The organism is Scytonema hankhaensis NUACC26 (assembly GCF_045865695.1).
Taxonomy (GTDB): domain Bacteria; phylum Cyanobacteriota; class Cyanobacteriia; order Cyanobacteriales; family Nostocaceae; genus Scytonema.
Map to the genome: position 1 here is coordinate 18,594 of NZ_BAACAP010000210.1, position 23,784 is coordinate 42,377.

General features: G+C 41.9%; 19 protein-coding genes and 1 pseudogene. 7 read left to right on the forward strand and 13 right to left on the reverse strand.

The genetic code is table 11. The features are described from left to right. Positions 1-12 precede the first annotated feature (12 nt). Positions 13-1,194, forward strand: a complete 1,182-nt coding sequence (locus ACKTT2_RS26380; RefSeq protein WP_407892141.1) for a calcium-binding protein — start codon at positions 13-15, stop codon at positions 1,192-1,194. A 38-nt stretch (positions 1,195-1,232) separates the two neighbouring features. On the opposite strand, the gene ACKTT2_RS26385 is transcribed toward ACKTT2_RS26380, so the two are convergent. After that, positions 1,233-3,953, reverse strand: a complete 2,721-nt coding sequence (locus ACKTT2_RS26385) for a CHAT domain-containing protein (RefSeq protein WP_407892143.1) — start codon at positions 3,951-3,953, stop codon at positions 1,233-1,235. Between the two features lie 182 nt (positions 3,954-4,135). Here ACKTT2_RS26385 and ACKTT2_RS26390 point away from each other — a divergent pair, with 182 nt between their 5' ends. Next, a complete protein-coding gene (locus ACKTT2_RS26390) occupies positions 4,136-4,570 on the forward strand; it encodes a DUF6006 family protein (RefSeq protein WP_407892145.1) in 435 nt (144 codons plus the stop codon). Between the two features lie 6 nt (positions 4,571-4,576). Here the strand turns inward: ACKTT2_RS26390 and ACKTT2_RS26395 are convergent. The 8 genes and pseudogenes from ACKTT2_RS26395 to ACKTT2_RS26430 all read right to left on the reverse strand — a co-directional run. Then, positions 4,577-4,660, reverse strand: a pseudogene (locus ACKTT2_RS26395) (type II toxin-antitoxin system HicB family antitoxin); the annotation flags it as partial. Positions 4,661-4,750: 90 nt separating this feature from the next. After that, complete coding sequence (locus tag ACKTT2_RS26400; protein ID WP_407892147.1) at positions 4,751-7,447, reverse strand: two-partner secretion domain-containing protein; 2,697 nt, start codon at positions 7,445-7,447, stop codon at positions 4,751-4,753. Between the two features lie 50 nt (positions 7,448-7,497). Further along, positions 7,498-8,352, reverse strand: a complete 855-nt coding sequence (locus ACKTT2_RS26405; protein ID WP_407892149.1) for a hypothetical protein — start codon at positions 8,350-8,352, stop codon at positions 7,498-7,500. 91 nt (positions 8,353-8,443) lie between these two features. Further along, complete coding sequence (locus ACKTT2_RS26410; protein WP_407892151.1) at positions 8,444-8,590, reverse strand: hypothetical protein; 147 nt, start codon at positions 8,588-8,590, stop codon at positions 8,444-8,446. Between the two features lie 109 nt (positions 8,591-8,699). Then, positions 8,700-10,364: a uroporphyrinogen-III C-methyltransferase gene (cobA, locus tag ACKTT2_RS26415; protein WP_407892153.1), complete on the reverse strand. Its 1,665-nt coding sequence runs from the start codon at positions 10,362-10,364 to the stop codon at positions 8,700-8,702. A 95-nt stretch (positions 10,365-10,459) separates the two neighbouring features. Continuing rightward, positions 10,460-10,921: a tetratricopeptide repeat protein gene (locus ACKTT2_RS26420; RefSeq protein ID WP_407892155.1), complete on the reverse strand. Its 462-nt coding sequence runs from the start codon at positions 10,919-10,921 to the stop codon at positions 10,460-10,462. Positions 10,922-10,990: 69 nt separating this feature from the next. Then, a complete protein-coding gene (locus tag ACKTT2_RS26425) occupies positions 10,991-11,920 on the reverse strand; it encodes a homogentisate phytyltransferase (protein ID WP_407892157.1) in 930 nt (309 codons plus the stop codon). A 45-nt stretch (positions 11,921-11,965) separates the two neighbouring features. Next, entirely contained in the window at positions 11,966-12,808 is an 843-nt protein-coding gene (locus ACKTT2_RS26430; protein WP_407892159.1) for a methyltransferase domain-containing protein, read from the reverse strand. Between the two features lie 145 nt (positions 12,809-12,953). On the opposite strand from ACKTT2_RS26430, the gene ACKTT2_RS26435 reads away from it, so the two are divergent. Both ACKTT2_RS26435 and ACKTT2_RS26440 read left to right on the forward strand, forming a co-directional pair. Further along, positions 12,954-14,288, forward strand: a complete 1,335-nt coding sequence (locus ACKTT2_RS26435) for a TrkH family potassium uptake protein (protein WP_407892161.1) — start codon at positions 12,954-12,956, stop codon at positions 14,286-14,288. 42 nt (positions 14,289-14,330) lie between these two features. Further along, positions 14,331-15,026: a potassium channel family protein gene (locus ACKTT2_RS26440; protein WP_407892163.1), complete on the forward strand. Its 696-nt coding sequence runs from the start codon at positions 14,331-14,333 to the stop codon at positions 15,024-15,026. A gap of 135 nt (positions 15,027-15,161) precedes the next feature. Here ACKTT2_RS26440 and ACKTT2_RS26445 read toward each other — a convergent pair whose 3' ends face one another. Continuing rightward, on the reverse strand, positions 15,162-16,268 hold the full coding sequence (locus ACKTT2_RS26445) for a tetratricopeptide repeat protein (RefSeq protein WP_407892165.1): 1,107 nt from the start codon (positions 16,266-16,268) through the stop codon (positions 15,162-15,164). Positions 16,269-16,416: 148 nt separating this feature from the next. Further along, positions 16,417-17,568 (reverse strand): tRNA preQ1(34) S-adenosylmethionine ribosyltransferase-isomerase QueA, encoded by a 1,152-nt coding sequence (gene queA / locus ACKTT2_RS26450; protein WP_407892260.1) that lies wholly within the window; start codon positions 17,566-17,568, stop codon positions 16,417-16,419. A 226-nt stretch (positions 17,569-17,794) separates the two neighbouring features. Here queA and ACKTT2_RS26455 point away from each other — a divergent pair, with 226 nt between their 5' ends. Continuing rightward, on the forward strand, positions 17,795-18,184 hold the full coding sequence (locus tag ACKTT2_RS26455; RefSeq protein ID WP_407892167.1) for a hypothetical protein: 390 nt from the start codon (positions 17,795-17,797) through the stop codon (positions 18,182-18,184). Positions 18,185-18,255: 71 nt separating this feature from the next. Here the strand turns inward: ACKTT2_RS26455 and ACKTT2_RS26460 are convergent, their stop codons facing one another. Beyond that, a complete protein-coding gene (locus ACKTT2_RS26460; RefSeq protein WP_407892169.1) occupies positions 18,256-18,771 on the reverse strand; it encodes a YraN family protein in 516 nt (171 codons plus the stop codon). Positions 18,772-18,786: 15 nt separating this feature from the next. Here ACKTT2_RS26460 and ACKTT2_RS26465 point away from each other — a divergent pair, with 15 nt between their 5' ends. Next, positions 18,787-19,302 (forward strand): pentapeptide repeat-containing protein, encoded by a 516-nt coding sequence (locus ACKTT2_RS26465; RefSeq protein ID WP_407892171.1) that lies wholly within the window; start codon positions 18,787-18,789, stop codon positions 19,300-19,302. Between the two features lie 427 nt (positions 19,303-19,729). Continuing rightward, the gene (locus ACKTT2_RS26470) at positions 19,730-22,492 is read left to right on the forward strand and encodes a GAF domain-containing protein (RefSeq protein WP_407892173.1); all 2,763 of its coding nucleotides are present in this window, start codon (positions 19,730-19,732) and stop codon (positions 22,490-22,492) included. Here the strand turns inward: ACKTT2_RS26470 and ACKTT2_RS26475 are convergent. Further along, complete coding sequence (locus ACKTT2_RS26475; RefSeq protein ID WP_407892176.1) at positions 22,489-23,718, reverse strand: glycosyltransferase family 4 protein; 1,230 nt, start codon at positions 23,716-23,718, stop codon at positions 22,489-22,491. The genes ACKTT2_RS26470 and ACKTT2_RS26475 overlap by 4 nt on opposite strands. Between the last annotated feature and the right edge of the window lie 66 nt (positions 23,719-23,784).

Consider the following 23,784-nt stretch of genomic DNA (forward strand, 5'->3'; position numbering starts at 1 on the left):
TTGGAGGAAACAATGTTTGATATTAAACTTGTCGTTGATAAAATTGATGCAATTAATACAACAGAAGAAAGTAAAGGCTTCTTTGGTATAGGTAGCAACGACCGTGATGAGGTATACTTTGTGGTAACAGGAGGAGGTACAAAAATTCAGCCATTTGATAAACGAGTTCCAAAAGAGGGAGCAGATTTACCAGGTGATAATGCAGACTACTACGGTCTTAAAAATGGAGATAAAGCATATAATATTGATTTATTTCAGTTCAACTTGGGTAATCAAGAAAGTTTAGGGCTTGCTGTTAATGTTAGCGAACAAGATGGTCCTTCTTGGGGTGATGTAGCCAAAGGTGTTATATCTACAGTCAAGGCAATCGGAGAAGGCTATGCAGCATATGTTGCTCAAGATCCTAAATTAGGTGCACAAGCGATTGTTGATTTTGGAAAGTCTGCATATTCTTTGTACAAAACCATAGATGACACGAAACACCAATCTATAGGAACATTTTCTTTTGGTGTTAACAACACAGAGGGAAAACCACAATTTCTTTGGACTGCAGATGCAAGTGCAAAAACAGTACTTTTATCACAGGACTATAATTCTGCAGAGTTTTTAGCGACTGGTGCTGATGCAAAATATCAGTTCAAAGTCACTGCACAAATTCTAGATACCATTCTCTCGAAACAAAGTTCAAGCCTGGAGAATACAAGCGAAAAGAATCTTATTTTGCTTGATAATACTAGTGCAATTAATGGCACAGGCAATGTCTTCGACAATACGATCGCGGGTAATGATGCTAACAACACTCTAGACGGGTTAGTCGGTAATGATACCCTCTATGGACGTGGTGGTAATGACTCCCTGTTCGGTGGCGAAGGCAATGATACTTTGTATGGTGGAGCTGGTGATGACTTACTGGATGGCTTTTATGGTAACGATATTCTCTGTGGTGGTGCTGGTGCGGATAATTTTATCTTTTATTCTCAGTTTGAAGGTATTGACACCATTCAAGATTTTAACTGGCAAGAGGGTGACAAGATTCAAATTGCTCAATATTGGTTTGGCGCTACTTCTACCGACCAGTTCAGCTACGACAATAACACTGGTGCGTTATCCTTCCTTGGAAATCAATTTGCCATAATTCAAAGCGATAATAAGCCTGCTGATTTCATACCCTCTTACGACATTGCTCTCGTATGAACATATTTTGTGCTATTTCTAGGTTTGCTTCAGGCACGTTAAAGCCAATTTCCAACTAGAATATAGGGCGACCAGTAATAAGGAGCTTTGTACCTCTCAAATAAGGCTAATTGCGCCTGATGAAGTGCTTCAGCTTTCGCGACTTTAGGATTGGTTAACTCTTTGTAAAACTGCCCCATAAATTCAGCAGTAGAACTATCGTTCACTTGCCACAAGGTTGCTAGGGTACTGCGGGTTCCTGCTCGCACAGCTATTCCGGCTAGTCCTAAAGTCGCTCTGTTATCTCCTCGTGCTGTTTCACACGCACTGAGAACAAGTAATTCTATCTTTCTCAATGGATTAGTGTTGTTCATTCTTAGCAAGTTGTTTAAGTCGTTTGTTTTCAACAGCTTGTCGTAAGTTAGGATAAAGGTCTCTTCGGGGTCGGAACTGAACTGACCGTGAGTGGCGATATGAACGGCAGAGAAAATTCCTGCACTAATTTGCTGTTGCAGATTGGCTGTAGTAAATTTGGTATTTAGTAGTGATTTTGCAGGCACTATACTTCCGATTTGTTGTAATTCTTCTACCACGTTGGGTAGTGGTGGAAATGGCGATCGCGCTTCACTGACTCCGGCTGTCAACACTTCTAACTGTTCTCTGTGCAACGGTTGGAGGTCAAAAGGTTGCAAACTGGGAAGCAAGGCAAGTGCGTAGGGCTTCTGCATCAGATATTCTTGCCGTTGGGCATCATAAAGTACTGACATGGGCACATTTCTTAAAACCCCATCAAGTACAAACACTAAAGTTTTAACTTGATTCTTTTCTAAGTCTTGCTCTAATGGCTTGAGCAACCATTCATATAGTTTTGCAGCTTTTTCTCTAACTTCTTCTGGTCGATTGCGTTTTAATATACTCGTTCGCAGTTCTAGTACAGTTTTTTCAACTTCAAGCTGATTTACGAAAGCTGCATGGTGCTTGAAAGAGTGCTTGGGAAGTTTGGTTAGAACTTCTAATCGATCTTCTAAAATGATGGGATAAATAAATGCAGCTTGTGGATCTAACTTGTCAAATTTTGCTTTTAAATCTTGTCGAGTCAAGTCCAATGTCATCTGTGTTGTCTGACTCAGGTTACAGTTCAAGAAATTTTCTAGTTCAGCAAGCTGCAATGAGTCGATCGCATCAATAGCATCATTCAGATTTTCTTGGCTTGGTTGAGACTTGTCTTTCGTCTGTAATAGCAAATTCACTAGCTGACGGTGGATTGGTTCTACGTTGTCACGAAAGGAAAACTGTACATCTGCATTGATGGTAAGCAAATCGCTGCGAATAGATTTGAGAGAAGTTAGCGCATCTTTGTAAGCTGCGATCGCTCTTTTTCTATCCCCTTGTTTTTCCCATAAACGCCCCAATTGCCATTCCCAACGATAGCGAACGTCAGGAGCTTGAATTTCCTCAGCTATCAGCAAAGCTTGCTGAGTTAGGTTTTGGGCAATTGATTCCCGTTTGGTCAGTTCATTGAGCCTTCCTAATTGTCCTAAAGCATAGGATTCGGCTCTTTGCTGTTTTAAACTGCGAGCTTGCTCGATAGCAGCGATCAAAATCTTGGCTATTTCTGAATGTGAAGTTGTACTGAGAGCCTGCGGGGGATGTTCTTTCAGTTTGCTCCACTGTTCGCGAGTTATACATGAAACTTGCTTAATGTCAATACCAGGCAATAAACAAGTTAAACTTTGGGCAAAGTTAACTTGGGCGTAAATATTTGCTTGACTAGGAGGTAAGTGACTCAGCAACTGTTGGATTTTTGGTTGCAGTTTCGCCGCTTCTGACCATTGTCCTATCTCAACAAAGAGGCTCAGCAAATTCAACTGAGCTTGGAGTTGCACAGAAGGAGAGTTAGCTGCTTGTTGATAGTATGCGATCGCAGCTTGAGTTTGTTTTTGTGCGTCTTCGTCCTTACCGGTCGCGATCGCTCTGTTACTCAAAGCACGTTCGGTATTGCCCAATTCCAGTAAAACAGAACCTTGTGTTTTAGAGAGTTGAAATTCTTGAGCCACTTGCAAGCTTTTGAGCAAAACTTCCCTTGATTGTCTGAGATTGCCAATTCTTCTCAACGCTTCACCTAGACTCTGCAAACCAGTTGCTCTGATATTTAGATCTGATTGCTGCTGTATAATTTTTTCTAAATTTTGTAATTCTGCTTCTGCTTGAGTATTTAATCCTATTGCTTGTAGTGCAGTCGCTTGGTTAATTAAGCTACCAACAATACCAATATAATTATCAGCTTTTTTGTAGGTAATTGCTGCTTGCTTCCAAGTTTCTACAGCTTTAGACCACTCTCCTTTTGACCATTGCAGACGACCCAGAGTGTTTAAAGTTTTAGCAAAGATGTCAAAGTAGAGTTTTGTATCATATCTATCTTTATTATTTTGAGAGTGAAGTGAAGCGATCGCCTTACGAATTGCTTCTTCTGCATCTTTCCACTGTCCTAAATGCTGATAAGCTAACGAAAGATAGCGCAATACCAACGCTTGGTTTAGACTATCTCCTTGACTTCCAAAGACTGAAGCAGCTTGTTTCCACACTTCTACCGCCTCTGAAAACCGTTCAGCATCATAAAGTTCTATGCCCTGCTTTAGTAACAAATAGGCATTTGAAATCTGTTGACTTACAACTGAAGTGCCTACAACTTGTTGAGATGAGAGAACTGGGACACCTAAAGTTGTTATGAATGCTAGCAATGCTAGAAGAGTGAGTTTGAGTAATCGGTGGTACAGCATGATAATATTCTCAACTATTACTCGTGCCGAAGCTCAGTATTAGATGTATTTTCACACAAATTAATATTTAAAGTTTTGCAGAAAACTCTAGTTTTTTAGATGAGTTATAGATAGAACCAAGGAAAAAAGCTTAATCCTTCGTTCAAACACGTAATTGCATTTTATTCAGTCAACAGATTTGTATGAAAAAAATAACATATCTACTACCACTTCTGTTAGGTTTATGTGTAACTAATGTAGTATTTGTCTGTTTCTCGTTCACCCAAAAAGCGGAGGCGGTAACTAAAGATGATTGGGTAGGAATATGGAACTGCAATTTCGACGGTCGTCCAGTAACGGTAGATTTCCATTATTATTGGATAGCTCGGCTCGGCGAGCCGGATAGCATTCGTACCGAAGTAAGTGGGCTAATTGATGGCAATCTTCACGCTCTTATGCCAAGAAATTTTGATTCTTCAATCGACTTACGTACTGACCGTAAAGATCATGTGTTGACTTTAGTAGATCAAAAAAACACGCCGTGGTTTTTAATGATGCATACGTGGGATCAGCGTTATGCCAGTGGTTTTTCAAAATGGAATGGCAGTGTTTATGGGATCTCTTGCTCTCGTCAGTAAAAGCAGTTGCATAACATTCTTAAATTCAGGCAGTAAAACTATATAACATCGATCTTCATCTGACCATTGAATCAGAATTGTGTATTTCATTCTTCTAGTTCCTTTTCTTCCATTTTTTTCAACTGCTCAAGTGCATCGTTGACTTGCTTTTCTAAATATGATTTTGTATCGCTGCCATCCTTACCTGCAATCAGGTATCTCTGCTACAAGGACAACTTCCCCTTTTTTATTAATGACCCACCCTTGAGCCTCCACAATTTTGTCAGGTAGGTTTGCTAAGTTTGTTGCTTGTCTTCTTGTCTCCCCATCTGTAACTTGAGGTGGTGCTGACACATCTTCCCAGATGTTACTACTGCTAAGAGGTTCGTAAGGATTTACTGGTAAACCTCCTCTGCCAGTGTTAAAAAATGCAACAGATGACGACTGCTGTCCTCCCGCTTGACAGCCTTGTACCACTTCCACGTTGACTGGCTCTGTTGGTAACTGGACTAACCCCCGATTGGGGTCAACATCCGGTGTATTAATAATGACTTGTCCATTTAAAGAAGGATTTTGTCGTGAAATGGCGGTAATGTCATTGGTAGGTAGCAAACTAGGATCTAGTTGAGTCGGGTCTGTTGTTCCTAAAAGCTGCTCTAGTTCGTCTCGACTCCGTTGCACTAGCCCAAAGATGCCAGTCGCATCGATCGTAACACTGCCTCCCTTACCACTAAATGCATTAGCAGTAATGTCGCTGTTTTCTGAAGGTACGGTAACAATAAAGCCATCAGGAATATCGATCGCGATCGCACCACCATTACCGCCTGCAAAAGCTGTACCAGCAGAAGTAGAAATCTCACTGTTGCGACGCAGTAGCAACAAATTCCGTAGATTAAGTGCAATGTTGCCACCATCAGCAGAGGCAGTTTTACCAATGAGCTTGCCTTCGTTATCTAATGTAAGAGAACGCGCTATAATTTCCAAATTACCTGCTTGTCCTGAGCCTGTACTGCTGACAGTAACTTCTGCACCATTTTTAACATTCAAACGCTGAGTTGTCACAGCTAAGTTACCCGCCTTTCCGGTAGCTTCAGCTCTAGTAAACAAAGTACTGGGAATCACATCAGAGCCAATTGTTCCCCTACCCGTGACTTCTACAGACTCAGCAGCTTTGATGGTCAAAGTTCCCCCTGAACCTTCTGCAAATGAACCCGATCTAACTTCTCCTCCATTCTGAATCACTAATTGCCTGATGTTTAAACTCTGTATTGCTCCTTTGCCTGAACCCAAGTTATCAGCTGATATTCTAGCTCCATCTTCGACAGTAAGTACTCCTGTACTAATATTCAAGGTTCCAACATTACCTGTAGCTTCTGGCTCGGCTGAGACAAAAATTCCACTGCGATGACTATCCAGAAGTGAAGCTGTGGCAAATGATGAAGCTCCACTCAGTTGAATCATATCTGTGGCGTTGACAGTCAAATTTCCACCATTTCCCCCTTTGCGAGCAGCCGTGGATATTTGTGCGCCTCCTTTGACAATCAACCGTTGAGTTTCAATACTCAGAGTTCCTGCATTGCCAGGATTATCAATGGCTAGATCGGCAACTTGAGCAAAAATACCGCTAGGTAATCCATCTTGTGTTGTGCCAACGAGTTCTATAGTATCTAAAGCTTTCACAATGACATTCCCTGCTTGACCCGCCCCAAACGTAGAAGCATCAACTATCGAGCCATCTCGAATTAGCAGTCTCCTAGTTTCAATGATTAAGTTACCACCATTGCCCGTAACGCTTTCACAGTTTAAAGAACTTACGCAGACTTGAGAACCTAGAAACGCTGTTCCCACCAGTTCTACAGAATCTAAGGCTCTTACTAAGACATCCCCAGCTTGACCCTGACTCTCAGCAAAAGTTCCAATTTGTGAACCTCCACTTAGGTTTACAGATCCGGTGGCATTAATTGCTAAATTGTCCCCTCTTTTTAACCCAAGAGCGATCGCCACAATTAGCGAATTCTCACTGAGAGTTACGTTTCTCCCCTGTAACTGAACAGCACCACTTCCAGAATCACTAGTATCGATTTGAGAACCACGTGAAAGCTGAATATTCTCAAAGTTCTGAAAACCAGCATAATCCAGTGCAAAGCCTGTTTCAATTTCACTCAGAGTGACTAAATCACTTTCAGCAACGCTACCTAGTTCAACTCTTCCACCTGCTGCTGTCAAATTCCCTCCCACAAGGGAGACATTACCCCCCACCAACGCTAAAGTCTTACCGCTAGGAATTTGCAATCCAACTGGAAAACCAAGACTATTAACTGCTCCAGCTGGACTTGCTTGAGATTGGTTAACAATGTCTCTAGGATTGGAACCGAATTGCAAACCTGTGGGAACACTCACTGTTAATAGCGGAGATGTTTGAGAAGCGATCGCACTAAATTCTGCACCATCGGCAAACTTTAAGCTGGTAGCTGTACTTGCTACAAACGAACCCCCAATCTGTAAACTAGCATTTTGTCCAAAGATAATGCCATTGGGATTGATAAAAAATAGATTAGCCGTGCCGTTAGCTTGAATCTTGCCATCTATAATAGAGCGTGACCCACCTGTTATCCGAGTGATGATGTTCCTAACTGCCGAATCATTATTGAAAAAGGCAGTGTCTCCAGTAGTGTTAGCAGTTTGGGCAGAAAACGAAAACTCCCGAAAGCTGTGAAACAGATTGTTACCTCTTCGAGTTCCTCCCTCAATGATTCTGGTATTAGTAGAGGGAGTAACGGTAGAATTGTTGGGGAGTGTAGTATCTGGGATGATTTCTGCTGCTATTGGGTTTAAGGCTAACAGCCAAAGCAAAAAGCTCCCAATAAAACTCCAAGACTGAAGTCTCAAGGGGTTCATGGGCTAAATACCCCCTATTTGCCAGTTTAGGGTCTATTTATTATTCTGCTTTAAATTAGCCTGTTGAGTAATGTATTTTTATGACAAGCGATCTGATACTTTTTGTGTTCAACAGATTTCCTCAAACGCCTATTTTTCTTGATTAATGACACTGTACCCAATAGTCCTACACCAAGCAATCCAGCAGTAGCTCTAGGTTCGGGGACAGATTGAGAGGGCAATTGCAATTTAAAGTCAAATACACCGCCTGTATTTCCAACACTGCGATCGTCATTGAAAGCAACAACACGACTGGGAAACAAACCTAGTATATTTGTATTATTAAATTGACTTAATGTTGATAAATCATTAATGATATTAGAATCATTTGACTGGATAAAGAAAATTAAATTAGGTTGAGAATTACTATCAAATGTAACGTCATACCTCACTATGTCATTGCTCTCAAAAAAATCAGACTCAGACGGTAACTTATTAACGGTAGTGAATAACTCCTGAAGCTGTTTTAAATTAATTTGCTGATTATCAGAGCCAATATTGAGATTTAAAACATTGCCGGACGCAGGGTCGATTTTAAGTTTAGTAACCGTCACATTTCCTGGGGGGCAAACTGGATTACCACAAATATCAGAATTGACAGAAACAAATGTTCCATTAGAATCTCTTGTATAGATATTAAAGTTTTGAATAGCTTCAGGAAAGACTCCTATACTATCATCATTTTTAGTTAGATCGTCAACAGTAACTACATCAAAATTAAAATAACCAGTGTTAATTGAATTTCCAGAAGCTCTACCGATACTAATAGCTCGAGCAGATGCAGGAGCTAAAATCGTTGCGACAGAGAAAATTATGCCTACCGCTATAACTTTCTTTAAGTTACTTAAATTTAATAAATAACCCATTGAAGCACCTCCGAATTTTTACACTTTGGTATGAAGCGGTCATAGCTGACACAAGCAGGGCGTATCTAAATTTTGCACATTCAATCTCTCCCTAACTCACCGTTTGAAAGAGAAAGTTTTTCTCACCTACTGTTCCTGGAGTTGAGACATTATCAATGGAAGTATTCCATGCCAAATGGATTGCTGCTATTACAGAAGCTTTACTCCAGTTTTCCGGTCTATCACGAAGCTTTGACACTTAACCAATAAAGCATACTCACTGGTAACTACCCTGCTATTCAAAGTATCTTCATGAAAAAAATATACTATTTTAACAAACATTTAACACATTTCTGCCTATAACCTTATCAAACTGAAGTAGTTGTCCATTTTATGAGTGCTTGAGTTAATCCATCTAAGGTATATTCTTCTGCTTCTACGTCCACTCGTCCAAATAAAGAACGACAAGTTTTGGAGGTTTGGGGACCGATGGAAGCAATACAAACGTTCTCTAGAGATTTTGCGATAAGCTGGGAGCTTGACGCTTCGCGTAACGCAAATGATAAATCTTCTTGAAAATTCTTAGAGAACACTTTTTGTATCAGTTGATAAAAAAATTGTACTGTTTTAGAACTTGTAAAAGTAATCACATCCACGCTGCCATTTTGAAGTGCTAACTCTGCTGACGGCGAGATATTATCGGGACAGCGAGATTGATAAGCCGCCACTTCTACAACCACTGCTCCTTTTGCAGTTAATTCCTGTATCAAAATTTCCCGTCCACCGCTTTCTACTCTGGGGAATAAAACTTTTTTACCCGTGAGTTCTTCAGGAAAGTTTTCTACCAGAGAATCTGCAACAAAGTTGGGAGGGATAAAATCTGCTTGGAGACAGCGTTGTCTCAGGCTGTGAGCTGTCTTTTCTCCAACAACAGCAATTTTTAGGTTAGATAAAGTCCGAGCATCTTTACCTTGTGCAAACAACCGTTCAAAGAAATAGTCCACACCATTAGTAGAAGTGAGAATTAACCAGTGAAAGTCAGATATCTGTGAAATAGCATTATCCAAACCTTCCCAACTTGAGGGCGGAACAATTTCTATGGTTGGCATTTCAATAACGGTTGCACCCTGTGAGGCGAGGGCTTGTGTAAATTGGCTCGACTGTCCGGCGGCGCGTGTCACCAGAATAGTTTTACCTGTGAGGGGAAGAGAGGGGGGAATGGGGGGAGAGGGAGAGGGGGGGAAGTTTGTTTGCATAGTTATGGATTGCAAAGCCTTAGCTACTGGGGTATTATCTATTGATATTGTGGCTGGTTGCAAATAATTGCGTAGTTCCACAACCTCGCCAACTACGATGACTGCTGGTGACAGCGAGACACCAGTGGTTTGTTCGAGTATGTTTTCTAATGTACTCGTCCAAATTTGTTGTTGAGGAGTTGCTGCCCATTTGATAATGGCAATAGGTGTTGAACGCGATCGCCCTTGCCGCACAAGTCGATGTATAATTTCACCTAGCTGCTGAGTACCCATCAAAATTACCAGTGTCTCTAGGCGGGATAAGGCTTCCCAGTCTAAAGCATCTGGTTCGTGGGCTGTCAAAACAGCAAAACATCGGCTCATGACTGGATCTGTGAGAGGTATTCCAGCAAGTAAAGGGGCTGCGAGGGCTGAGGAAATTCCTGGTATAACTTCAAAAGCACAATCAGCAGCTTTTAAGGCTTCAATTTCAGAAGTACAGCGACCAAAAATAAAGGGATCTCCTGATTTGAGGCGCACAACTTGTCGTCCCAATTGGCAATACTGCACGAGTAGGTTGTTAATTTCGGTTTGAGGTGTACTGGGTTGACCCCCTCGTTTTCCTACATTGATTTGTAGGCAATCTGGTGGTATGTGTTGTAATAAATCTGTGTCTACTAAAGCATCGTAAATTAAGACTTCAGCGAGCGATAAAAGTTTGTATGCTTTGACTGTTAGATATGTAAGATCTCCGGGTCCAGCACCGACAAGATAGACTTTGCCTTTTGGTTTGTTCATAGGTATTACAACTTTTATTTTTTGAACCGCTGATGAACGCAGACGGACGCAGATAGAAGAGCAAAGTATCCGCGTTCATCAGCTACAGGCTGCGGTTATGATTTCTTGAGTTTTTCAAGAACGCGATTTACTTCTTCTAGTTTTTGCGCTTGGCGTTGTGCTTGGAGTAAGTCTCTGGCTTGTTCGAGTGTGGCAATAGCTGATTCTTTTTTTTCTAGTCGCATCAAGGCATTGGAGAGGCGTAAGTAAGCGTCCACTTTTTTTGGTGCGCGATTAATGACATCTTGAAATTGTTGGGTTGCTTCTTCTACTTTTCCTTGCTGCATTAAAGTATCTCCTAAAAGTAAGCGAACCACGTCATTTGTGGAATTTATAGCAATGACTTGCCGAAATGTAGCTTCGGCGCTTTTGTAGTTTTCTTGCTGGTAAAGTGTGATTCCTTTCTGGAAAAGGTTGGAAGTTCTTAAGGTTTTCCAAGAAAAATAGCCAAGCAATGCAAGACTAGAAAGAACAGCAACTACAGCAAATACAGAACTCAGTTGAAAAGTGTCAAACATTATCTTATTCCTTAATCAAATGGTGGGCATTGCCCACCCTACATTTGGTCACTGGTCACTGGTTACTGGTCACTGATTACTGAAAAGGCAAGCAATGGGAAAAATTAAATATTCCACGAAAAATAGCTTCCAAATAAACTGATAAAATCGAGCAATGTCGCTTTTTTCTTGCAAGCTAACTTTTTGACTCCGCCACCACATCCAAATTAAGGCAATAAATTGTGTCAGAACTAGGAAAATCGAGTTGACTTCTGCTAGCTTAAACAAGCCTACCAAAATCATGCCTGTGTAACAAAGAGTTAACACCCAAAGTGCAAGATTAAAAACTGCTGCTTTGCCAAGTTTAATGGTGAAAGTTTTAATGTTGTATAGAAGGTCTCCTTCAATATCGGGAATGTCTTTAAAGATTGCGATCGCAAAAGCAAAAACCAAAATAAACAGCGTCAAAACCCAAACCTTGGAAGGAATGATATGACTTTTTTGCAAAACCCAACTAAAGTGTAAAAAGAGTCCTAAATTCACTATTGCACCTCGAACCGAAAAAATGCAAAGTGCCGCCCAAAAAGGAAATTGTTTTAAGCGAATGGGTGGTAAAGAGTAAGCAGTACCAATTGCTAAACTAATAGCCACAACTCCAAACAAAAAAGGTCCCTGAATACCTGCAAGAAATAGTGCCAAAGTACCAGTTATACCAACAATCCACTTACCTGTTTGCATGGAAAATTCTCCAGAGGCAATAGGCAAATGGGGCTTATTAATTTTATCAATTGCTACGTCTTCAAGTTGATTCAAGCCCACAATATAAACATTGCCACATAGACAAGCAATCCATGCTCCTATAAGGGGGAATGGGGAGTAGTGAGTGGTGAGTGGGGAAATTGCAATCAGATATAATCCCAACACACTTAAACTTGTACCAATAATCGTGTGAGGACGTGAAAACTTCCAAAAACTGTAAAGCCAACTGTCCTTAAACCTTCGTTGCGAAATCTGATTCATAAATCTCCTCTCTCTGTGTCCTCCTCGGCGTAAGAGCGCAGCTCGTTATTTCGTTCCACACAACAAACCAAATCGAACTAATCCACGTTCGTAACCCCGACGCATTAAACCCAAAGACAGGGCGGCTTGAATTGTAGTCCAACCCGAAAGTAGCAAACCCCAAATTGCCTGTGGAGAAAACGCCGAATCAATCACCACATCCCAAAATGGTGTAACAGCCTTTGACCAATCAGCAGTACGAATATTTTGCAAGCCGAGTTGACGGGCAATATTTTCATACTCTGGTAAAGAAATGACGTAAGGCAAGCAGTAAACTCGATAAATTTCCGCCAAAAGCTTTTCCTCATCTGCTGTGAGGGGTGAATTGTCAATAGGTCGATGACACCAAGTCACCATAATTAACATTCCACCAGGTTTTAGCACCCGATAGCACTCCTGCATAAACTTAGTTTTATCAGGCATATGCTCGCCGCTTTCTAACGCCCAAACCAAATCAAAGGAATTGTCATCAAAAGGCATTGCTTGAGCATCTGCAACCTGAAAATGAGCTTGAGATACCAAATTTAACTCTTGGGCGCGTTGTGTTGCTCTTGCTGCTTGCACTGGGCTTAAAGTGATTCCTGTAGCCTTAGCATGAAATTTTTCTGCTAAATGTAGCGAACTTCCACCAATTCCACACCCCACATCTAGTATATTTTCAGCTTTTTGAACTCCAGCCCACTTCAGTAGTTCTTCAATTAAGTCGATTTGTGCTTGACGGCGGTCTTTTTTCGCCTTGCCATCTGCACCATAGTAGCCGTGGTGCATATGTTCTCCCCAGATTTGTTCCCATAAACCGGAAGAAGCATCGTAAAACTCCTGAATTTGCTGGTAAAGTGTTGCACTCATGAAAAAAGCAGTGATTAAGACAAAAATTTAGACACATTCGTAGGCTACCATGTGTGATTTTATTTAAATTAGGGTAATGTATTTTTACATCTAGGTAAGAGTGATTCAAGTTTACTCCCTAGGGTGTTGCAAATTTAACCATTTTATGACTGTTTCTCGAAAAATTTGTTTGGGATTTCTAGCAGTTATCACTGTGGGGACTATCCTACTGATGATGCCTTTTTCAACCAGTAGTGGAAATTGGAATGACCCTATTGTGGCTTTGTTTACTTCAACTTCAGCAGTCTGTGTTACAGGTTTGGGAGTTGTTGATACTGGTACTTACTTCTCCTTTTGGGGTCAATTATTTATGGCTCTTTTGGTTCAAATTGGTGGTTTGGGCTACATGACCACTACAACCTTTCTCATTTTGTTGATCGGTCGTAGATTTGACTTGCGGCAAAAAATTGCCATCCAACAAGCCTTAGATCGACCAGGAATGCAAGGTAGCGTCCAAATTATTCGTTCCATCATTGCCACTACCTTAATTTTTGAAATCACCGGAATATTTTTACTGCTACCAGCTTTTGTACCCGACTATGGCTGGAGCAAAGGGCTTTGGATATCTATTTTCCACAGCATTAATTCTTGGAATAATGCTGGTTTTAGTTTGTTTCCAGATAACTTAATCAAATATCAATCATCGGTTTTAGTAGTTTTTGTCGTTACCGGGTTAATTATCTTTGGCGGCATTGGTTATCAAGTCATTTTAGAAGCTTTTGTTTGGCTGCGCGATACTTGGCAAAAACGACAGATTAAACTCATGTTTTCTCTAGATTTTAAGGTTGCAGTTAGTACAACAGTATTTCTTTTGATTTTGGGAACTATTGCATTTTTCTTTGTTGAACTAAGAAATCCTGCAACACTTGGCAATCTCAGTTTTCAAAATAAATTATTAGTCGCTTGGTTTCAATCAGTAACACCCAGGACTGCTGGATTTAACACTATTGATATAGGCAAAATGACAACGGCGGGGCTGTTTATTACTATTGCACTGATGTTTATTGGTGCCAGTCCAGGTGGAACGGGAGGTGGGCTCAAAACAACAACGTTGAGAGTTCTTACAAGTTGTACCCAGGCAATTCTTCAAGGCAAAGAAGAAGTTTTGCTGTACGAACGCAAGATAGCAGTTCCTTTAATTTTAAAGGCTATTGGGGTTTTAATTGGCTCAATTGCTACCGTCATCCTAGCTACAATATTAATTGCGCTCACAGATCCAAAAATATCATTTATTCAAATTCTTGTTGAAGTAGTGTCAGCTTTTGCAACTGTAGGTCTTTCTACAGGAATTACAGGGAGTGTTTCTACAGGAGCAAAACTAGTACTCATCTTCACAATGTATATAGGAAGGGTTGGCATTTTGTTGCTTATGTCAGCAATACTAGGAGATCCTCGTCCTACCAATATTCACTATCCTGAAGAAAATTTACTTGTGGGGTAGTTATCCATAAAAAAGCAGTCATATTTTATAAGGATTAGAACGGTGAATTTGTCATCATTAGGATTTTTTCGGAGCTTGCGTAAAGATAATAGTCAGTTTGCTGTCATAGGATTGGGTCGTTTTGGGCGTTCCGTCTGTTCTACCTTACATAAGTTTGGTTATGAAGTTCTAGCTACGGACATAGATGAAAAGCGGGTATCCCAAGCATTGACAGAGCAAATAACTGGTCATGCTTTGCAACTAGATTCAACAGAGTCAGCTGCACTAAAAGAAGCAGGCATTTTTGAGTTTGATACGGTGATTGTGGCAATTGGAAATTACGTTCAGGAAAGTATAGTCACGACATTAAATGTTAAAGAGGGTGGTGTACCTCATGTGGTGGCGAAAGCCTCTAGTGAAGTTCACTGTAAACTATTACATAGAGTAGGAGCAGATCATGTCGTCTTTCCCGAATATGAAGCAGGTTGTGCTTTAGCACGAACGTTGACTAAGCCTTCTATCTTAGATCGATTTGACCTCGACCCTGATAACAGTATTGTAGAAGTGATTGTACCCGATGAGTTTCACGGCAAAACCATCGCCGAACTCCAACTTCGCAGCCGCTACGGTTTGAATTTACTTGCTGTGAGTCAGGATGGAAAATTTCAAATCAACCCCGATCCTTACAATCGTTTTGAACGCGGTTCGGCGATGGTGGTTATTGGCTGCAACAAAGATATCAATAAGTTGCCAATTTAGGGGATTGGGGAACTCGGGGCCCCCTCCTTGTTGAGGGGCAATGGGGACTGGGACTGGAGACTGAAACAAGAGTGACAAAAGGTAGAACTCATTTCTAATCCCTAATCACCAATCGCTAATCGCCGATCCCCAATCCTATCGATCTAAAGTTGGTGGTTCGACGGGAATAGGTACGCTCGGATCTGCTGTCTGTTGTTCGGGGATAGCTACACTGTTTGTAGGAGTTTGAGTGGGCAAAGTGTTTTGAGTTTGACCAACTTGAGTTTTTTTGTATGCTGCTAGTTGGACAATTTGTTGCATCAATTGCTCTACTTTACTCGCTTGCTCGATATTACCCTGTTTGCGGTAGCGATCGCGAGCCGCTTTCAAAGCTCCATTGGCTTTTTTGTAGTCGCCTTGATTGTACCAAGTAACACCAAGGTTATAGTACGCTTCAGCATCTTTAGGAATTCGGCGAATCGCTTGCTGATAAACAGCTATTGCTTCTAGTGCTTGACCTTGGTTCGCCATTAACCCTGCCATGTTATTATAAGCGTCGGCATTCTCAGGGTTAATTTCTACAATCTTGCCATAGGCTGCGATCGCTTCCGATGTTTGTCCTTTCTGTTCTAAAGCTTTTGCTAAGTTAGAGTAAGCATTAACATTAGTGCTATCTAAATTAATAGCTTTTTGATATAAATCGATGGCTGCATCAACCTGTCCGAGTTCGTACACAGCCAATCCTTGATTGTAATAAGCCGCTGCCATTGTTGGGTTGATAACTATAGCTTGACGATAAGCAGTAATCGCCGCTTCTTTCTGTCCTTGTTTGTGCAGCGCTAACCCAATATTATAGTAAACTTCGCCAACATTCGGATTAATTCTAATTGCTTCACTAAACTCCTGCACTGCTGCATCCAAGCGATTTTGTTGCAACATGATACTACCCAAGTAATTGTAAGCAGCAGCTATATTTGGATCGCGCTGTAAGGCTTGACGGAAAGCATTCTCCGCCGCCTGAAAGTCCTTGTAGTTATAGCGCATAACTCCTTGCTGAAACAAACTTGCTGCTTCCAAATTTTGAGAAGGGACAAAAGTTTCAGCAAGTAGCTTAGTTTGAGAAGTTACCATCATTGATGGTGTTACCACCAAAAAAGCAGAGAAAGTAACAAGAAGCCCAAAAGTTTGCTTCCGGCGATTTTGATGAAGAACTACTTTAAGGAAACCGAGAAACCACTGAGACAATTGATATTTTTGAGACATGACTGGCAGACCTGCATTTATTGCAATAGGCTTATAAGTCAGGTTACCCAGAACAAAATTTAAAATTAACTTATTGGTTAGTGGTTAGTTGCTAGTAGGGTGGGCAATGCCCACCACCCACCAACCACCAACCACTATCCACTAACAACTAACTACTTACTATATGTGGCAAAATTAACATAGCGTCTCCAAAAGAGTAGAAGCGGTAACGAGAGGCGACAGCTTCCTGATAAACACGTAACAATCTTTGCCGACCAATTAAAGCACTCACTAACATTAACAAACTAGAACGCGGTAAGTGAAAGTTAGTAATTAAGCCATTAACAACACGCCATTTATAGCCCGGATAGATAAACATATCCGTCTTACCACAAAATGGTTTAAATTCTCCTTGAGATGCTGCACCTTCAAGTGCGCGTACTACTGTTGTACCCACAGCAATAATCCGACCACCAGATGCTTGAGTCATGCGGATTCTTTCTACTGTTGCGGAAGGTACTTCAATCCATTCTTCATGCATTTTGTGGGTTTTTATATCTTCCACTTCTACAGGGCGGAATGTCCCCACGCCTACGTGTAACGTCACAAAGGCTCGCTCGATACCGCGTTGTTGCAATCGATCTAATAATTCTGGAGTAAAATGTAAACCTGCTGTAGGAGCTGCAACTGCTCCCGGATACTGTGCGTATACTGTTTGATACTGTTCGCTCTTGGCATCAGAAGCCGTAATGTAGGGTGGTAGAGGAACTTCACCAAATACGTCTAATAATTGCACTAGGGATGATCCCTCTGGCAAATCAAATTGTAATAAACGCCCCCCAGTTGCTTCATCTGTTTCTAGAACTGTGGCTGTGAGTTGGCGACTGGGGACTGGGGACTGGGGACTGGGTTCAAAAACAATCTTTGCTCCAGGTTTAAAACGCTTTCCCGGTTTAACTAAAGCTAACCAGCAATTATGCTGTCGCTCCTCTAGCAGCAAAACTTCTATTTCTGCACCCGTTTGTTTATAACCGTATAACCGAGCCGGAATAACTCGCGTATCATTCATTATAAGTAAATCTCCGGATTGCAGTAAGTCGGGCAAATCGCGGAAAATACGATGTTGGGAAGCTGCTTCCAATCCTGCATCTGGATTGACCACTAGTAACTTAGAACTATCTCTCGGCACTACAGGATTTTGGGCAATCAGTTCTTGAGGTAATTCATAGTCATATCCCGCCAAACAAGTGTCTAAATCTGAATCTTCCCGATTAACGTCAAAGACAGAGTTGTCATTGTTTCTAGTTGATGGTTCCTGCATTTTATAGTTCACTGGTCACTGGTTACTGGTTACTGGTCACTGGTCACTGGTTACTGGTCACTGGTTACTGGTTACTGGTCACTGGTCACTGGTCACTGGTTACTGGTCACTGATAATAATTGGGTAAACCTCCCCATGGAAAAACGGGGGCTTCTACCCTAGCAAGGATCGGGGTCGATCTACAAATAATAGAAATGTAGGGTTAGCTTTGATCCCAAGCACCAAGATGGAATACTTGTATTACCTGGCCAATGCCAGTTTAACTCTGAGGGTTGTTCAATTCTTACATAGCAGACCCCAGATGCCCGTTTCATTCGTCACCGTAATTCATCAAATTGATGGTTGGGTGGTTAGGATCAAACTAAAGGGTCGCATTTCAGCTCAAATTGATGGTGATTTTCGAGCTTTCTTGAATGAATTGGGTATTAGTTACGAACCACCCATGCGCGTGCAAATGGCACTTTGGAGTTTAGAAGCAGGACAATGCCCTGTAGATGTGATGCGTCGCTATCAAGTCGCGATCGTTTCTCACGGAAATCCAGAGAAAGAGGAAATTGAGGCATTTCGACAGCAGTTTGTTAGAGGTTTGGGCTACTGTCCAGAAACACTAGCATGATGATTGCTTTAGTCACTGACAGCAGGTAACTGATAATCTTAAAGCTTTTGTTTGCTATCTTTTACCTGCTATCAACTGCTCGGACAATCAAAAGCTGCTGGAATGTATTCATATAGTACTAATTTATACTGATTCTCTAAAGGACTGCTTCGCTCTCCTCGGGCATTTTTAACTACATATGATTCTTGTGATGTCTGTTGATAACCAACAATAGCAACATCAAATCGGCAAGAGTAATTTGCTTTTTCAGGATATTGAGCCAGAAACATAAGAGCAGTGCGCCAAAGTTTTGCTTGTTTTTGTTGCGTTATAGCACCTCTTCCTCCTGCATCCCAATTCCCTTGACTGCGCGTTTTCACTTCGACAAATGCCAAAACAGGGGATAAGAGAGATGAGGGAGGAATTTTTTTCTTATTCCCCGTATTTTGTCCTTGTTCGCCAAATTGGGCAATAATATCAACTTCTCCTCTGTGGTAACGCCATCGGCGATGCAAGATAATCCAGCCTTGGGATTCTAACCAATTAACAACTAGGTCTTCTCCTGCGATACCTATACGGGGATAATGAGATGGAGGATGGTTTGCCATTAGTAAAAAATTACGATGACTAGGTTAAGCAATCGGATTTGGGCAAGGATAGTCTGTTTACTGCTTTGGGCAGTAGCATTTCTGACGACCCCTGTAACTTGTGCGGCATTTGCGCCACAAGCACTGGCACTTGACTACAACAAAGAAAACTTGATAAATCAAGATTTTTCAGGACGTGACCTGACAGATTCCAGCTTTTCTCATGCCAATCTCCGTTACAGCAATTTGAGTAACACTAACTTAAACGGTGTTAGTTTTTTTGCTGCTAATCTCGAATCGGCAAATTTAGAGAGTGCAGATCTCACAAATGCGACTTTAGACTCAGCCCGTTTAAGTAAAACGAATTTGACCAATGCAGTTTTGAATGGTGCATTTGCTGCCAATGCCAAATTTGATGGTGCTATTATCGACGGAGCAGATTTTACTGATGTCTTGCTACGTAAAGATGAGCAAGAAAAATTGTGTAAAGTCGCTAAAGGCACTAATCCAATTACGGGACGTGACACTCGCGATACTCTATTCTGTCGGTAGTTGCAGTCAAAATCTTTCAGATTAAATAAAATATGTCACCGTAAACCTCCGGGAGTATGGAAGCCCCGTCACTTTAGTGCGGGGTACTGACCCATATGTAAAACTATAAGTTCTTCTACTAAAGTAGCAAAAGAAACTAACCTTGCGGGAAAATTTACTATATCTTGAAAAGAGACTATTACCCCCCTTAATCCCCCCTTATAAAGGGGGGAAATTGAATTTCCGGTTCCCTCCCCTTTACAAGGGGAGGGCTAGGGTGGGGTAAAAAATATTTGATACATCAAGCATGACTTTTCAAATATCCTCTAACTAGTTAGCTTTATTTGGGATGACTTACTTAAGTTCAAACCTCTGTCTTCAGGCAGATCCTCGTTAGGCGTGAGTTAGATTCAATAGAAATGACCGTGTATGCATACGGAAAATCTTAATGAAGCGGGACGCTAGTGGTAAGTTTGTTAGCAATTGGGACTCAGAATCGAAACAACGAGTGTGTGTTTCTCTTACCAGTACAGCATGGCGATCGCTTGATGAGGAAGCTCGGCGGCAAGGGATTTCTCGCTCGGAACTCATTGAACGGGTTGCTCGCAGTTTTGGAAACGAGCGACAACAGCAATTCTTGATTGAGTTGAACGACATGATTCTTGCCATTCAAGACCCAAAAGAAATTATGTGGCAAGTCGAGCGTGCAACGGGTCAGTACTTCAATGTGACTCGCTGTACCTATGGTGAAATAGATGACGCACAAGAATACGTTATTGTCAAGCGCGACTATTGCAATGGCGTTATCAGCGTAGTAGGCAATCACTACTTAGATTCTTTCGGGATTGAAATTATTGCTGAACTCAAGCAGGGTAAGACATTAGTTATCGACGATGTGGATGTCGATCCGCGCACGTCCGGTTCTGGTGCGGCTGCTTTTGCGACAATTCAAACAAAAGCTGTTTTATGCGTACCGCTTGTCAAAGAAGGACGGTTTGTAGCGCTTTTTGTGTTACACCATGTTTCCCCCCGTCACTGGACGGAAGAAGATGTGACACTCATGGAGCAAATTGCCGAACAAACTTGGTTAGCAGTCGAGCGAACGCAAGCAGAAGAAGCGCTGAGAAAAAGTCAAGCTCGGCTGCAATTAGCGTTGATGGTTGGACGCATGGGAACGTGGGACTGGGATATGCAGCTGAATCAGATAACCTGGTCAGAAGGTCAATATACCATCATGGGACTTCAACCAAACGAGTGCAAGCCAAGTTATGAAGTCTGGGTTAAGAGCGTTCATCCCGATGACATAGTGCAAGCAGAAACCGCACTTCAACAAGCCATGCTTGAGAAAAAGGAATATTACCACGAATACCGAACGCTTTGGGCAGATGCTTCCATTCATTGGACAGAAGCTAGAGGACAATTTTCATACAATGCTGAGGGACAGCCTACCCGCATGATTGGCGTTCTTATTGATATTACAGAGCGCAAACAAGCCGAACAAGAGCGCGAACAATTGCTAGAACGCGAACGAATTGCCCATGCTCAAGTAGAAACTGCACAGCGTCAACTAGCAACTATCTTTGAAACCTCTCCGGTAGGAATTGGATGGTTAAACGAACAGCAGCGATTTATTGCCATTAATGAAGCGTTAGCCCAAATCAATGGATTAACACGCGAACAACACTTAGGGTATTCCATTTCAGAACTTTTTGGACAATCCGATCCCAAATTAGTCGAAGTCTTTCACGACATTTACACCACAGGTAACCCCTTTATCTCACCAAACTTTGCCGTAAATGTTCCCGGACGTAGAGATCGCACTCCTGGTTACTACAACGTTTACTATCTGCCAACAACAAACTCCCATCGTGAAGTAGAAGACGTTTTAGTTTATGTCGTAGATGTAACAGAGCGAGTCCGGTTAGAGCAAGGGCAACGCTTTCTTTCAGAAGCGAGTGCAGTTCTTGCTTCCTCCCTCGACTATCAAACCACCTTAGAGCGAGTTGCACAACTCGCCGTCTCTGAGTTAGCTGATTGGTGTACGGTGCATATGATAGAAGAAGACGGCTCCATAGAGCAAATCGCCGTAGCTCACACTGACCCCGCCAAACTCCATTGGGCGCAAGAAATTAGACATAAATACCCTTTGAACCTCAACGAGCCTCGGGGTGCTGCACTAACGTTGCGAACCGGACAGTCCGATATACTACCAAACATTCCAGATGAGTTGCTCGTACAAGCAGCCCGCGATCCAGAACATTTGGAAATTCTGCGTCAGATTGGATTCCGCTCAGTCATGTCAGTACCCTTGCGAACCCAAGTGCGAATTTTGGGTGTTATTTCCTTTATCAGCGCTGAGTCCGGACGGCAATACGATTCAACTGACTTGGAACTAGCAGAAGAACTAGCTCACCGTGCTTCCCTAGCGATCGATAAGAATAGACTGCAACAAGTGTTCTGGAACCTCCTTTCTAACGCCGTAAAATTTACACTCCCTGGGGGAAGAGTTGAAGTGCAACTAGAGCAAGTCGGTACCTATGCTCAAATTCAAGTCAAAGATACGGGAATTGGTATCAGCCCAGAATTTTTGCCCCACGTATTTGAATACTTCCGTCAAGAAAACAGTACAATGACGCGACAATTCGGTGGGTTGGGATTGGGGCTAGCGATCGTCCGTCAGATAACAGAACTGCATGGAGGAACTGTTTTGGCAAGTAGTGCGGGAGAGAATTTAGGAGCAACATTTACTGTTCGCTTACCGTTAAATGTTATCGAGCAGGAGCCTTTTGCCAACGATCGCCCTTCAGAGAGTGAAATTCACCTTGCTGGTATTGAGATTTTAGTCGTGGATGATGATGAAGATATGCGGGATCTGGCAAAATTTATTCTGACGCAAGCGAGCGCACAAGTGATGACAGCAGGTTCAGCTGTGGAAGCATTAAATCTTTTGAATCAGTCTGTCCCCGATGTGCTACTGTGTGACATTGGTATGCCAGAAATGGATGGCTATTCCCTGATTCAACACGTGAGAAAGTTATCCCCCCTGCAGGGAGGAACGATTCCAGCAATTGCGCTCACAGCGTATGCGGGAGAAATTAACCAGCAACAAGCTTTAGCCGCCGGATTTAATATGCATCTCTCCAAGCCCGTTGAACCAGACAAATTGGTAGAGGCGATTGTTAAATTGCTTGATGTTGTAGCAATACCTTAAAGCAAAGAGGGAAGTTGAAACTCAATTTGCTGTCGAATTAATCGAACTATGTTGGCGCGATCGTACTTTTTAATCGCTGTTGCACGAGCAGCATTACCTAAGCGATCGCACAAATCGTAATTTTGCAAAAGTTCCAAACAAGCCTCAGCAAAATCTTTAGGATTGTCTCGCATCAAAAATTCTTGTCCGCCTTTGAATTCCAATCCTTCAGAACCCACGCGAGTTGCAACTATTGGTTTACCATAAGCAGCAGCTTCTACCATCTTAACGCGAGTTCCCCCTCCTGATAAAATAGGGCAACAAACAACTCGCGCTTGCTGATAAAGTTCTGACAAATTATCGACAAATCCAGCAAATTCAACACCAGGTATACCCTTATTATAACTGTGAATATTTTCTGGATATGGTCCTGCAATAATCAATCGAGCATTGGGCATAGCTTGATGAATTTGAACCCATACTTTCTCAATTAAAAAGTTGGCGGCGTTGATATTTGGATAGTAGTTGTAACCTCCTAACATCAATAAGGTAGGTTCTAAAGTAATCGTTTGTGGCTCCGGAATTGCGATCGCATTTGGTATGCTGACAACACCGGGCGCTCCCCACCGTTCTGTTAAGTAAGTGCGATCGCGTTCCGAGCAAACAAAAGTGCGACGTGCTAACTGAATCGCTTGTAACTCTCCACGCAACCGTGCGGGGACTTGTAAATAATAGAGTTGTGTTATCAACCGAGTAGGTGGTTGTCGGATTTGCCGCATAAAACTGATATGTTCGATATCATCTAAGTCAAGAAAAATAGGAGGCAAATCTTGCTGTACTTGCATAACTGCACTCATAGATGAAAGCCGATGCACAAAAATGGCATCTGGTTTTCGGCTCAAGCAGTTTTCCAGTACTTGCATTTGTTGTGGTGCGATCGAGAAATCTGACTGTTGAAAAAAACTAAAAATACCTTCCCATTGCTGCTTCCATTTAGGAAGCGAATTGTCTTCCTTCTTAGGACATAAAAATAAATTAAGAGGGGTTTGCCAATGCTCGGAAAGCAAGCGTTCTGTTTGGGCAACTGCTTCTGGAGAAACGTCAGTTTCTGGCGGTACAAAAAACAGCATATCGAGTTGTCCGAGGGACTTAATCGCATCGATAAACATCGACATCCGTTTGTAGATCCCCAGAGTACTCTGACTCAAATCTTCAGGAAAGTGAATCGAGATAAATAGAATTCGCATTTCTTACCTCGTTGAGTGGAATTAAATTTTATAAGATGAAAAAAACTAGCTGATGATAAGTATTGT